The sequence below is a fragment of the Paraglaciecola mesophila KMM 241 genome, assembly GCF_000315015.1.
GTDB classification, from domain to species: Bacteria; Pseudomonadota; Gammaproteobacteria; order Enterobacterales; family Alteromonadaceae; genus Paraglaciecola; species Paraglaciecola mesophila.
In genome coordinates this window covers 1-13,817 of record NZ_BAEP01000060.1, presented here as the reverse complement: position 1 = coordinate 13,817, position 13,817 = coordinate 1, and the positions used below count along the sequence as shown (strand labels likewise).

Sequence of the window (13,817 nt, the reverse complement as noted above, 5' to 3'; positions counted from 1 at the left end):
TATGAGGAATGAAGAGCCAATTATGCCCCTTCACAACAGATTTTCAAGCTGTGGCATAGGCGAGTTTCAAGCAGCCTTTTACAACCAATTACGAATGATTTGAGCAATTTGCGTTGCATCCACCAGCTTAAAATTTTGATTAAGACTTGGCATAACGTTGCGCCCATCTTGCGCCACCATTAAACCGTTAGGAAAGGCATCACCAAAGCTTAGTGAGCTGATTTCAAGGCCGTCAGTTTCTGATACGCCATCAATATTAGCGGGCAGATTCATGTCGATAGTAAAGCTACCTAAATAACGATTACGATCATCTAAGGCAAAAACCCCATAACTATTGTTTCCTTGACTAGATGCAACCAAATAGCGCTTTTGATCTAGGTGATAAATCCCCATACCCTCAACATCTGCCACAAAATCGTCGTTTAGGGGCGCGATCAGTCTCGGTAACGCTTTGCTCACTGTTGCATCCACTTGCCAAATTCCTTTGGCTTCTTCCCCGAAGTAAAGCTGAGCATACTCATCATCTACCACGCACCCTTCTGGTTGACTGGCAACCTTAAATTGCCGTACAAGCTTGCCTTTAATTTGGCTGCCTTTACCCTCAAGTTGGTACTGCTCAAAATGCCCATCTGTATCGTTAATAAAGACATAATATTGGTTATTTACCTGTGCCATACATAAGCCATACACATCATTCAGATCAGTGGCAACATCTTGTAGATACGACACCTCACCCGAGTGTGGTTCGATAGCAAATAAACTAATACTGCGCTTGCTTCGGTTGCTCGCAGCGGCAATGTCGAATGTTTTGCCAGCCAGCGTAAAACCATGACGAACATCTACATTATTCACACGACCTACCGCCAAACTTTGCAACAACTCCCCCTTTAAACTGTAAACGTTCAAGCCGCGTTTTTTATTGGTACCAAGAATACGTGACAGCTCAGGAGCTTGAGCATTGTGCCAAATGGCTGGATCGTCAGCGGCATCGCCTGACGTTGCTACCGCTTCGGTTTGCACCGTTGCCAACACGGCGTTAAAGCGAGGGCTAACGGGCCCTTGAATAGCTTCTGTGATAGGTAAAACAGCCTGTTGATACACACCTGTTCCATCATCAAATAGCCCTACCAGTAGGCCTTGCTTGGTGCTTAACCCATGAACACTTTCAACCCCTAATGTACCTTTTAGTGCGATCAATTGTGCTTCATTAACTTGCTTTGGGTCGATATACCAAACTCCGTGCTGCTCAGGGGTGGCCACCAGCAAGCGTCCATCGGTTAAGGTGTCAACAGAGGTCACTTCACCTTTTAACTGACCATGCACACCTGAAACAGCCACAAGCTCGCGCACAAGTTCGGCTTCAGGCTCAGCGGCGTAACGCCATATACCGATGTTTTCTTCCGCTAGGTATAAAGATTGGCTTGCGTCATCCACTGCGCAGTCTTTCACTTGTGGTACGCCGACAAACTCGCGCAACAAAACATTGCTTAGGCTTTTATACTGACCATCAACCATTATGCGTTGGGTAAGCTTACCCTGATCATCTGCAATTATGACGGCGACATTGGGCGTTGAATCGGGTTGATGAGGCAGTGTCTGTAAGCATAACGCCTCAATACTTGAGTTGTGAGTAATAGTCGTTAGCAGCTTAAATGCCTGATTTTGCCAATCTAAGCCTATGAGTAACGCAGCGCCGCTTTCATTGTCGACAGTGGCTAGCATATCCCACTTTTTATTTGCGATAACAATATCAGCGCGCCGGTCAAGTGCCTCAAAATTACCTGGGTATTGAGCTAATGTGACTCCGTTTTTATCGGTTAACAGTAAGCCTTTCTGCTCGCTTGTCATTAACCAATATTGTTGCTTGTCGTGTGTAATAGGTAACACTACTTTGCCAGATACAGCGGCATTTTCACTAAAAGACTGCGGGCTTACCTGCATGGTGTAAAAAGAGGTGCCTGAAGGCTCTTGAGTCTTTGCGCTGTCAATAGGTGCCATTTGGCAAGCACTTAACACAAGGGGCAAACTTGCCCATAAAAAAATGTTTCTCACGAATTGTCCTTTTTAATTTGATACTGATAAAGCAGCTTCCCGTCGGCGCTAATGAAGCGCACATTCATGTGCGCTTTGTCTATTCCCACCGTGGCAAAGCCTGCTTGTGAAATGGCGAATTTGGTAAATTCGCGCTGGGCAACAGGGCGCACTTCTGACCCGGCACCTGATACAAAATGCGCAACGCGGGTGCCCTCTGGTTGGTTGTGCTGTAAATCATGCTCATGTCCAGCAAAGTAGGCATCAACTTGATGACCTTCAAGAATAGGCTCTAACGCACCTCGAATACCGCTAGTTTTCCCATAGCGCTTGCCACTGGAGTACAATGGGTGATGACCGATAACCACCTTCCAGGTGGCGTTTGAGTTAGCAAGTTGATGCTTCAACCAAGCCAGCTGTTTGCTAGCATCTTGTTGCTGAGTAGCGGCATATTTAGCTTCGTGCTGGTACTCAGGGTTGAGTGGGTTGGTATCCAGAAATACCATCAGCACGGAAGCACCATCTTCTAGCGCAATGCTTTTGGCATAATATTGTGCAGGCATTTGCCAGCGCCGACTAACATGCGTGTAGTCAATTTGCGCTTGCCAATTACCTCGGTAATCATGATTTCCCAATATTGCGTACCAATCTTCAAATAAATGAGGCCCTTGGTATATGTGTTCAAATGAGCTTTGCCAATAGGGGTCATGAATCGACGCAACCCCGTTTGAATAGAAGTTATCGCCTGTGGTGACAATAAAATCACCATCAAGTTGCTGCATGGCCACATCCATCCACATAGCGACTTGCCTTTGCTGATAGTGACCATTTCGCCCCCAATCACCTAGCACCAAGAAATCAAGCCCTTCTGGGGTTTCCTGCAATTGCCTAATGTGATGCTGTTGGTAATGGGCTTCGTCGTAAACCTGCGGTCCGCCTTGTGCTAAAGCCAATGAACTCAATACGCACAGCAAGCCGCACACTATCGCATTACATCTATTTAAGAACATGAATTAACTCCCAAACCGCCTATTTGGCGGTTATTTAGAAGATTGAGTTTGAGCACTTACTTAGCTAAGTGCTCGGTACACTATTTACAGAGTCCAGTTAAAACCTAGCTCTAGGGTACGGCCATATTCTTCATACTGCGCATTTACACTAGGGGTATCAAAGTAATTATAATAAGGCTCATCATTGATATTAATGGCGTTAAAGTAGACGTGCATACTCTCATTGATAAAGTACTTAGCGCTAAAGTCTATTTGCTGATGGCTGTCTTCCATGCGAATCAAGTCACCATCAATCTCTTCAAGGTTTTCGCTTTTGTATGACATGGTTAAGCGCAAGCTCATTTGGTTATTTTCATATCCCAACGTAAGGTTGCCTATTCTGTCTGATTGATTAGGTAAAGAGGTTTTATAAAGCTCACCATCTAACAAGGTTTCTGCTTCAGAGTCGGTTATTGTCCCATTAGCTGAGATTAAAAAGCCATTGTTGAAGCCTTTGACCCAAGATAGTTCAATGCCATCTACGGTTGCGGTATCGCCGTTTATGGCTTGGGTGACTTCTTCGTACCCTTCCCAACCTTCTGTTCCTGCCACGTCTGCGATAATAATGAAATTATCAATACTCTTGTGGAAATAACCTGCCGATAGCACCCCTATGTCGCCTGGGTAATACTCGATAGATAAGTCAATGTTCTCTGACTCATAAGGCAGTAACTCTGGGTTACCCGCTTCAGCTTCGCGCTCAGTCACGAAGACTCCATCGTCTTCTTCTGTTTTAGTTTCAATAATTTGATACGCAGCTACATCTTCGAATTTCGGGCGAGAAATAGTTTGGGTATACGCAAAGCGTGCGACTAATTTGTCACTAAACTCGTATCGCGCATTTAAACTTGGCAGTAGATGATTGTAGCTTCGAGCACTTTTCCAAAGAGTATTTACGACTTCTTCAACATCGGTTTCTTCATTCTCAATGAGTTCAACTCGCATACCTGACGTACTAAAGTCAGTGTCTTCGTAGCGCAAACCAGCCACAATGCGCAGGTCATTAATGTCAATTTTACCCATTAAATAGACGGCTAGAATATCTTCTTCATTACTATAGGTAGCGCCGTTTGATTCGACCTCAGAATCTAACTCTGCTAATTCAAGCGCATCTTCTTCTTGGTTGAAGTAGTCGCGCATAGCGCCCTTATGTAAACCTGGCCCGAAGTCCCCTAGCCCCCAATCTGGCGCTGCCGCTTCAAATTGGCTAGGGTCAACGCCGTCAAAGTCTCCATCATAAAGAGAAACAATGGCATCATTGGTCTTTTCTCTATCCCGGTATTTTCCACCGAATTTAATTTCGGCGCTGTGTCCGCTTACTTCTAGAGAGCGAGTGACGTCAAACTTGAAACTACTTTCTGTGTCTTGTGCTTCGTTTTGGCTAAGCTCTATTTCATCAAGCTCATAGTTTGATAGCTCCATCACTGAGGCATCTTGCACGATAGTCGGTATCTTTCCCTGCATATCTGAAGATATATCCATTTCTTCGCCTACAAAGGTGTAGTACAAAGAGCTCGGCTCATCTTCATCTGCTTTCGAGTAACCTAGTTGATATTCAATTAACCAATCATTAAGTTGATGTTCGGCGCCTGCCGTTAATGACAAAATACTTTGCTCTTCGTATCTGTCTTTACTCCCACGCTCTACTTCAGAGTCATCATCATCGAAGGTAAAGGTGTTTGCTAAACGATATTCATCATCAGCAAATCGGCTGTATAAAGTACGCAAGTAATATTGATTGTTAAAATCAGGACGGTAATCAAAATTAACTGCCGCGCCCAATCTTTCACGGTTGATACTGTAATAACGCTGCTCTATCTCGTCGTCACCATTGGACTCTATGTTGTCAGAACCAAAATCACGATCGTAATAAGATAGCGCGGCGGCCACCCCAAATGTGTCATTAAACACATTTGTCACGCTGCCAGATAACTTAGGGCTGACCTCATCACGTAAATCGTTGTGACTGACCTGAGCGGTGACACTGGCACTTGTGCCTTTTTTATCAAACGCACTTAGGCTTTTAACTTCAACGGACCCGCCGATGGCATCTCCATCCATGTCTGGGGTGACGGACTTTGATACTTCCAAGGTTTGAATGAGTTCAGATGGTATAACGTCCAGCGCAACCGAGCGTGCGCCACCATCCGGAGAAGGTACGTTTAAACCATTAATCGTTACATTATTTAAGTTAGGGTCAATACCTCGTATTCCCACGTAGCGCCCTTCGCCTTGGTCACGTTCGATAGACAAACCAGGTAAACGTTGTAAGGCTTCTGCGGCGTTTTGATCAGGAAATTGACCAATGGCATCTGAAGAAACTATCGATTTAATGCTATCAGCACTGCGCTGTTGATTTAGTGCGCTTGCTTGTCCCGCTCGTTGGCCATAGACGATAATATTTTCTAAATCTGCGCGTTTCCCTACTAGTACAAAGTCTTTCGCTAAGATCTCACCAGACTTAATCTCAATAGGGACCTCAAGCGTATCAGCACCTAAGTATGTTATCTCTAGGGTATATTGCCCTTCAGGTAGATTGGTAAAACGAAATGAGCCATCACGCCTAGATACCGTGCTCAAACCCAATTCTTTTACTGTGATTTGCGCGCCAGAGAAATAGCTTGTTTGACTGCTATCTGTTAACAAACCTTGTAGCTTCCCCGCTTCTTGGGCTACGGCCGATAAACTGAGTAACGCACTCATGCACGCTATAGTGAGAGTCGACTTTTTGATTGGCATCCTGTTTCCTCGATTTAATGGTGTCAGTGATATAGCTGATTAATTGCCCGTCAAACTAGTCAGGACGTATGACAGTTTCATGAACACCTTGGCTGTCTTACCGCCATTTCAGCGACTTAGGCGCATATTCGAGGTTAATTTGCTGGTAATTGAGCCTATTTGACCCCTCACCGTTCACGTAAATACGCTTGCTAGGCGCTATTTTCACGTAATTATAATGTGTGAAAGTTCATTCAACTGTCACTTAGCTGAGCCAATATGACCTCTTTAGTATTAATGCTTTATGTCAGGATCAGGTTTTGTTGTTTGAGAAACCCACTATGAATATATCTTTATTAAGTCGTCACCAGAATTTGGTGTCGCTCATTGCGGCATGCCTTTCGCTATCAGTAAGCTTGAGCTTTGGTTTGGGGCAATTGAAAGACTGGCAAGAGATCAGCTGGCTAGATATTTTAGGCGAAGGCAGTATCGCGTTGCTCTCACTGTTCTGGTTGTTTTTTATTTTAATTAGCCGCCCACCAGGGCGTGTGACGACAGGCTTAGTACTGGGTTTAAGCTGCTTTATGTTTTCTGCCTTGCTGGATTTATTTGATGAGTTTGTGCATTACCAAGCAGCCGCCGCTGGGCTGAGTTTGATTGAATCTATCCCCGCAGGTATCGGCATGCTGATCATGAGCTACGCACTGTGGCATTGGCATCAAGAACAACTTGCGTTAAACCGTCAGCTATGTCGCCGTGAAGCGAATACCCGTGAGCATGGGCAAATTGATTTTATTACCCAACTGTACCGCGCCGACTATATGCGCGGGCAAATAGACATGCAACTGCGTACTAAAGACGACAGCCCTTTTTCGATCATGATGTTAGATATTGATAATTTTGACCGTTTTAACCGTCAATTTGGCCCTCAAGAAGGTGACAGGTTATTGCGTGAAATATCAGAGCTGATTTTAATGAACCTACGCACTACGGACTTGGCATGTCGTTATGCTGGTGATCGATTTATTTTATTGTTGCCAGGTACCGACTTAACACTTGCCAATGAGCTCGCACAGGATATTCGCCAAGCTATCTCTCATCTTGCTTTTAAGCCTTATGAACAAGCATCACCGATTTTCCACTCTATGACGATTGCCACTGAAGCAGCTCGAACCGGGGACGCGGTTGACAGTATTATCAGTCGGGTTAATCGACGCCTTGATGACTCTAAGCAGCATGCGTAAATGACGCAGCAAGTGACAGCATGTCGCCCACGATACCTCAGCCTAGAGGACAAATGCTTACCTGCCCATCAGCTTGCGGCAAGTTTAATGGACTTGGCAATCAGCCGAGGGGCGAATAAAGAACGCTTGTTACGAGGCACAAAAATTTTCTATCAAGATATTAAATCAGGACGCGCTCTACTAAGCCCAGCCCAATTACTAGGGTTAATGGCCAACGTTCAATCTCAGGTAGACAGCCATGATTGTTCGTTTTTGCTTGGCCGACGAATATTCCCCAGTAATTATGGGCATATTTCCAATGCCTTGCTACACAGTCGTGATTTAAAAGATGCTTTGCGTTTATTGCAGGTCTTTCGGTTGCAGATTTGCCCCTTTATGCACGCTTATACCTACCGGGATAATCAACAGCTGCACCTGGTATTCAACGATGCTTTAGGGTGTGCTGCTCAATGGCAATTTATTACCGAAAGTTATTTTACCGCACTGGTGGCCGGCACTCGCCTCTTGCTTGATCGTAGAGTGCCCTTTCATTTTGACTTTCCCTTTGCCAGACCAAGGCATATACAGGAATATGAAGAGAACCTAGGTTATAGACTTAACTTCTCTCAACCGTTATTGCGTATTCGCGTTGATTTACCTTGGCTAAATGCGCCTTTTTTACAACAAAGTCAAAGCCTTAAGTGGCACGCTATTCAGCAATTAAAACAGAACCAGTCAACACGACTTGGTTTTATCGAAGCCGTCAGAAACCATCTGCGTCATCATCGTCAGCAAACCCTACAAGATACAGCTAACGCCTTTGGTATGAGTCCAGCGACGCTAAAACGTAAGCTAAAGCTTTACAAGATACGCTTCCAGCAACTGCAAGATGAGTTAGGTATGCAGCAAGCTATTCATTTACTACAAGTGAAAAAACTGAATAACGAAGACACAGCGCACCTAATGGACTTCTCTGATGTGCCCAATTTCAGGCGCGCCGTTAAACGCTGGACAGGCTCAACCCCAAGTCAATTACGCCTATAATACTAATTCAGGTTAATAAGTGAATACTTGTTAATGCTGCTTGGTATTTCCCCTTCGCAAAAAATAAACGTTTTAAAAATCAATCGAGTTTACGATCTTGTAGCTGTGCTTCACGGCAAAACCTTGCATATCTTGTCATGTTTCATATACTGTATTTATATACAGCAAAGGTGGCGTATGAACTCAACAATCGATCAACTTAAAAACAAGCGATTACTTTGGCAAGCAAGCCAAGTGAGTGGTGCTCACAAAACCTTGTCTAGCGGTTTTGATAGTCTTGATGCTTATCTAGAAGGAGGTTTACCTGAACAAGGCGTCGTAGATATCAGTAGCCCAATTGGCATCGGTGAATTGCGACTATTGCTGCCTAGTTTTGTATTACGCCAACAAAATAGTCAAAAATTACTCGTTTTTATTGGGGCTCCGGCACGATTGAATGCGCCCATGTTGGTCAAAATGGGCTTTGAGCTATCGCGTATTTTGATTATCGAACCTAAAAATGCAAAAGAGGCGCTGTGGTCAACAGAGCAGTGCTTAAAAAGTGGTTGTTGCGAGGGCGTGTTTTTGTGGCATCAAGGGTTAGAAGTACATCAAGCGAAACGTTTACAGTTTGCAGCTGAAACTGGGGAAGCATTGAGTGTTGTTATGCGTCAGCAGCAACCTACATCGTTTTCTCTTCCAGTTGCACTAGCCCTAGAATTAGCTCCTTGTCCAGAAGGGATACAGGTCACAGTGACCAAACGTAAAGGGGGAAGCCACGGCCAGCCATTTACTGTGAATATGGCTCAAGCTTGGCCATCACTAACACGGCAACCAAAGTCATCTAATATTGTTCCTCTACCTAGGATCCATAGCCTCACAGGCTAATAAGACTGCATGCAACCTTTATGGCTTTATCTGCATTTTCCTAATTTGCAGCTCGACTCTTACCACACACTAGGCCCCTCTAAAGCGCGCCCTAACGAGCAGTTAGAGCCAGCTCAAGATGGCGTTGAGACACCTGTGGTCATCCTTGATATGCAACACGGCATCGTTCAGCTTAATCAAGCTGCTAGATTTACTGGTATCAAGCCTTATATGAGTTTAGGCACAGCGGCTGCTTTACATGGGGGGTTACAAGTTGTGCCATTCAACCCAGAGATTGAAAAGCAGCAGTTGAGTATGATCGCACATCGCTTATACATGGTGGTTTGTGATATTTGTTTTTTCAGTGAGCAAGGGTTACTGCTTCGAGTAGACAATATGCTGCGCTTATACGGCGGCTTACTGCAGTTGTGGAATATAATACAAACACAGCTAGCGCCTTTAAACGTCGAGTTTAATTTTGCCACAGGAAGTTCGCCATTAGCCGCTAAATTACTTGCTCTTAAAAAATGGGACCACATTACTGACGATCCCAAATTAATGGAACAGGCACTCAAACAAGTCGATTTAACCTTTACCGAGTTATCTCAAAAAGACATTACTAAACTCAATAGTGTAGGCGTGAGCACGGTTGAACAATTACTTGCTATTCCCTTTAGCGATTTACATAAACGTTTCGATACTCAGGTCATCACTTACTTAGGGCAATTAAGAGGAGACTTTAAACATCCGGTCGACTTCTTTCATCCTGCACAACGCTTTGAACAATACATTGAGCTTTTGTATGAGATTGAACGCAGCGATTTATTACTTCAGCCAATGCATAAGGTACTTTCAAATTTAGAAAATTTCTTACTATTAAGAGATGAATTGACTCAAGAATTAAGCATTACCTTGTATCAGCGAGACAAAGAAAATATCGAATTTGTAGTGGGAGCCCAACAGGGTGAATACCGTGCTAAAGATTGGTTAGGGTTGCTCGCTTTAAAGTTAGATAACCTAATATTGAATGCCCCTATCGTTGCCCTGCAATTAAACGTGAAAAACACCTTTGTACGTAGCCCAGATAAGCATGATTTATTCTTGGGTAAGCAAGGGGCAATTTCTCGACTACAGCTTATTTCGTTACTACAAGCTAAGTTAGGTGACGATGCGCTTTTTAGCCCCATGACCGTTAACGACTATCGACCAGAACGAGCATCTCAGTATTGTTGCGCATTAACCGTAAACGAGCAAAACCCTATTTACCGCCCCCCACTACGGCCAAGTTTCTTACTACCTGAGCCTAGCTTGCTTACTCAGCATGTTTCGATCGTGCATGGCCCTGAACGTATCAGCACAGGTTGGTGGGATCATCACCCTGTTGTGCGAGATTATTTCATCGCAACCAGTGAGCAAGGACAATGGTTTTGGGTATTTAAAACACCCGATAATAAATGGTTTTTACAGGGCATATTCAGCTAGCTATGCCATTTGGAAACACCCGATATGCTGAACTGTTTTGTCAAAGTAATTTTAGTTTTTTACAAGCAGCATCATACCCAAGTGAGCTTATTTATCAAGCTGACTATTTGGGTTATCAAGCACTTGCTATCACTGACGAATGTAGCGTTGCAGGAATAGTACGCGCTTACTCCGAAATAAAAAGTAAAGATCTTAAGGTAAAACTAATTGTGGGCAGCTTATTCCATTTTAATGCTGAACTAACCCTAGTCTTACTATGCCCAAACCACCGAGCTTATTCTGAGCTCTGTCGAATTATAACCAACGCTCGGCGCCGCGCAGAAAAAGGTAAATACCAACTTGATTTATGGGATCTAAAAACCACTAAACACTGCTTAGCCATTTGGCTTCCTAGTGGAGATCTAGCGTCTGATAAACACTGGGCTGAATGGTTAAACAAGAATTACCCTACTCGTTTGTGGCTTGGCTACCAGCGCCATTTACTTTCAGACGAACATCTATATCAGGCTCATTGTGAAGCGCTTAGCGAGGAATTCAATATTCCAATTACCGCTTGTGGGGGTGTTCTCATGCATTCACCCGAACGCTACGAACTACTTTGTGTATTAAATTCAATACACAAAGTTAATAATATCGAACATTCAGTAGAAAAAATCCCACAAAACGCCGAGCGTAGCCTAAGGCCTATTAGCAAGCTAAAAAGACTGTATCCAGCGAAGTGGCTGGCTGAAAGCGCCAGCATTGCAAATTTATGCACATTTGATTTAAGTGAGCTGAGTTATCAATATCCTGCTGAGCTTATCCCGAAGGGGGCAACTCCCACATCGCATCTGCGCGATTTGGTTAAAAGAGGCATGTCAATTCGATTCCCCGAAGGGGTCAGTTTTGCAATAAGACGCATTATTGCAAAAGAGCTTAAACTCATCGAAGCATTGAAATATGAATTTTTCTTTTTAACCATTTCAGACATTGTTCAGTACGCTAAAGCTCAGCATATTTTGTATCAAGGCAGAGGGTCTGCAGCTAATTCTGTGGTCTGTTATTGTTTAGAAATTACCGCCGTCGACCCAAGACAAATCTCTGTTTTATTCGAGCGTTTTATCTCAAAGGAACGAAATGAACCACCGGATATTGATGTTGATTTCGAACACGAAAGACGAGAAGAAGTCATTCAATATATTTACAAAAAGTATGGCCGAGAGCGAACCGCAATTGCAGCCACAGTGATCTCATATCGTCAAAAAAGTGCGATCCGCGATGTAGGAAAAGCACTAGGTATTCATGAGTCTCAACTCGACTTTTTTATAAAAAATATTAATCGGCGAGATAAAGCACTTAACTGGCAAGCACAAATCTCAGAGCTCGGGTTAGACCCAAGCTCTGGCAAAGGTAAGCATTTCATTCACCTAGTAAATGAAATTAAAGGCTTTCCCCGTCACTTATCCCAACATGTTGGGGGCTTTGTGATCTCAGCCAACCCACTTTATCAACTCGTGCCTATTGAAAATGCCTCTATGGCTGAACGTAGTGTCATCCAGTGGGACAAAGATGACTTAGAAAGCTTAGGACTACTTAAAGTAGATGTACTGGCACTGGGTATGTTAACCGCCATACGAAAAACTTTTGATTTAATTAGGCAGCATCATAATAAAACGATTTCAATTGCCGATATTACCCGGCTGCCTAGTGATCCTGATGTTTACGCCATGATACAAAAAGCAGATACCGTTGGGGTATTTCAGATTGAATCCCGCGCGCAAATGACCATGCTGCCCCGCTTACGCCCTAAATGCTTTTACGATTTAGTCATTCAGATAGCTATTGTCAGACCTGGACCAATTCAAGGCGATATGGTGCATCCTTTTCTAAAACGTCGCGACGGCTTAGAGCCTGTTGAGTACCCCTCTAAAGAAGTAGAGTCAGTGCTGTCTCGCACTATGGGCGTCCCCATATTTCAGGAACAAGTAATAAAGATTGCTATGGTTGCAGCAGGCTTTAGTGGGGGCGAAGCAGATCAACTGCGCAGAGCAATGGCCAGTTGGAAGAAAACCGGTGAGTTAATTAAATTTAAAGACAAGCTCATTAAAGGCATGCTGGCGAGAGGTTACAAAGTTCAGTTCGCTGAACAGCTATACAAGCAAATATGCGGCTTTGGTGAATATGGATTCCCTGAATCACATTCCGCCTCTTTTTCAGTACTTGCTTATGTATCCTCTTGGCTAAAATATTATTACCCAGAAAGTTTTTACTGTGGTCTGCTGAATAGTTGGCCAATGGGTTTTTATACACCTGATCAGCTGATTCAAGATGCTAAGCGTCATCACATTGAAGTTTTGACTGTGTGCATCAATGCCTCGTATTATGATCACATTATAGAAACAGCAGACAACCAACTTGCTCTTCGTTTAGGCTTTCGATTAATTAAAGGCTTATCACGCAGAGAAATTGAAGAATTTGTTGATTCACGGCCACCCCAGGGCTATAGCGAATTGGCTCAACTTAAAGAGACAGGCCTAACTAGGGCATCGTTAGAAGCATTGGCCAGCGCTAATGCCTTTAGCAGTCTTAGTGACAATCGTTACACGGCCAAGTGGTCACTCATGGACTCTCAAAGCGATCTCCCCTTATTTAAACAACTGACCATGGACAATGCTTTTAACCCTGAACAACCTAGTGAATTCAGCGCATTATTAGAAGACTATCGAACCACTGGTATGAGCTTACATTCACACCCAATACGCTTACTAAGCGAAGCTAACTTGTTAGGTCATTATACGCCTGCAGCACAACTAGACACTATTACGCATAAATCCGTGATTAAGGTCGTTGGTTTAGTAAAAGGAAGACAGAGTCCAGGTACTGCATCAGGCGTTACCTTTATCACTCTTGAAGATGATACAGGCAATAGTAACGTGATCGTTTGGCAAGCAACGGCGCGCGCTCAAAAGCAAGCCTACTTAAAAGCGCAAATACTAAAGGTCAGCGGTATATTAGAAAGAGGAGACGGCGGCGTAACCCATATCATCGCCGGAAGGTTAGAAGACCTAAGCCACTTAATAGACGAACTAGCCATCCACTCAAGAGATTTTCATTGAGTTACGATCTGCTAAAAACACGCTTAGTTTTAAACCACTAACGCGCCACACCGTTATTGCAACGCTGCCTTCTCGCATGCCAATTATCGCATGGGGGTGAAAGCGGGGCTCTCTGGAGTACTGCTCCAGCCGTTTGAACGACCGACATGGATGCTGCACTGGAGATAGCCCAATGGATGGGTGAAAACGGAGCTTTCTGGAGCACCGCTCCAGCCGTTTGAACGACCGACATGGATGTCGGGCTGGACTCAGCTACAGGGAAGTATGACACCTAGCCGTCTACTACGTTAACCAGCTTTGAAATGTGATTGTGGCTACAGTTGATTTTT

8 protein-coding genes are annotated in these 13,817 nt (G+C 44.0%); 5 read left to right on the top strand and 3 right to left on the bottom strand.

The window, feature by feature from the left end; translation table 11 throughout:
• Positions 1-78: 78 nt before the first annotated feature.
• The 3 genes from GMES_RS14330 to GMES_RS14320 form a co-directional block, all read right to left on the bottom strand.
• On the bottom strand, positions 79-2,052 hold the full coding sequence (locus GMES_RS14330) for a phytase (protein ID WP_006993444.1): 1,974 nt from the start codon (positions 2,050-2,052) through the stop codon (positions 79-81).
• Positions 2,049-3,041 carry a purple acid phosphatase family protein gene (locus GMES_RS14325; protein WP_006993443.1) on the bottom strand — a complete coding sequence of 331 codons (993 nt, stop codon included), beginning with the start codon at positions 3,039-3,041 and terminating at the stop codon, positions 2,049-2,051. The genes GMES_RS14330 and GMES_RS14325 overlap by 4 nt, the downstream gene beginning before the upstream one ends.
• An 84-nt stretch (positions 3,042-3,125) precedes the next feature.
• A complete protein-coding gene (locus GMES_RS14320; protein ID WP_006993442.1) occupies positions 3,126-5,819 on the bottom strand; it encodes a TonB-dependent receptor in 2,694 nt (897 codons plus the stop codon).
• Between the two features lie 320 nt (positions 5,820-6,139).
• Between GMES_RS14320 and GMES_RS14315 the strand changes: the two genes are divergently transcribed.
• From GMES_RS14315 to GMES_RS14295, 5 genes are all read left to right on the top strand, one after another.
• Positions 6,140-7,042 (top strand): GGDEF domain-containing protein, encoded by a 903-nt coding sequence (locus GMES_RS14315; protein ID WP_226990309.1) that lies wholly within the window; start codon positions 6,140-6,142, stop codon positions 7,040-7,042.
• Complete coding sequence (locus tag GMES_RS14310) at positions 7,043-8,065, top strand: AraC family transcriptional regulator ligand-binding domain-containing protein (protein ID WP_006993440.1); 1,023 nt, start codon at positions 7,043-7,045, stop codon at positions 8,063-8,065. It abuts the gene before it with no gap.
• Positions 8,066-8,242: 177 nt separating this feature from the next.
• Positions 8,243-8,932 (top strand): translesion DNA synthesis-associated protein ImuA, encoded by a 690-nt coding sequence (gene imuA / locus GMES_RS14305; protein WP_006993439.1) that lies wholly within the window; start codon positions 8,243-8,245, stop codon positions 8,930-8,932.
• Between the two features lie 9 nt (positions 8,933-8,941).
• Entirely contained in the window at positions 8,942-10,393 is a 1,452-nt protein-coding gene (locus tag GMES_RS14300; RefSeq protein WP_006993438.1) for a Y-family DNA polymerase, read from the top strand.
• Between the two features lie 2 nt (positions 10,394-10,395).
• Positions 10,396-13,488, top strand: coding sequence for an error-prone DNA polymerase (locus GMES_RS14295; protein ID WP_006993437.1), 3,093 nt, complete (start codon positions 10,396-10,398; stop codon positions 13,486-13,488).
• The last annotated feature ends 329 nt before the right edge of the window (positions 13,489-13,817 follow it).